The following is a 456-nucleotide window of genomic DNA, read 5'->3' as shown; positions in this document are numbered from 1 at the left end:
TTTCCGGAACGGTTGCTGGGTAGCTCATCGCCATTGCCGACGTCCAGCAGGCGCTCCGCGCGGTTCATCTCGTTGCGGACATAGTCGGTGACCTCGTTGTAGAGGTCAGCTTCCATCCAGGACAGCTCGTAGTTGGCGGTGTAGGCGCGGCGCTCGGCGGCGACGTTCTGCGCCAGCGCCTCGCCGTGCAGCCAGGCCTGGGCAATGGGCGCCTGCTGCACCAGCTCGGCCTCGACCCACTCCGCGTTGACGGTACGCACGAAGGAGGTGAACAACTGCAGCTTCTTGCGCCCGTGCAGGATCAGGAAACCGTCCTCGACGAGGCCTATATCGCAGGTGGCCAGCCAGTCTACCGACCGCGGTGGCACGCCCAGATAAACGAGCAAGAGCCGGCCGCTCACCACCACCACTCCGACAACGGCCAGGCTCAGCAGCGCGATGGCGCCGACGATCCAG

1 pseudogene is annotated in these 456 nt (G+C 65.6%); it reads right to left on the bottom strand.

The window, feature by feature from the left end:
* Positions 1-456 (bottom strand): annotated as a pseudogene (locus tag U8L64_RS00160) (hypothetical protein); the annotation flags it as partial.

Source organism: Pseudomonas sp. FIP_A4, from assembly GCF_036701605.1.
Classification (GTDB): Bacteria; Pseudomonadota; Gammaproteobacteria; order Pseudomonadales; family Pseudomonadaceae; genus Stutzerimonas; species Stutzerimonas phenolilytica.
This window is presented reverse-complemented; position numbering and strand designations above follow the sequence as displayed.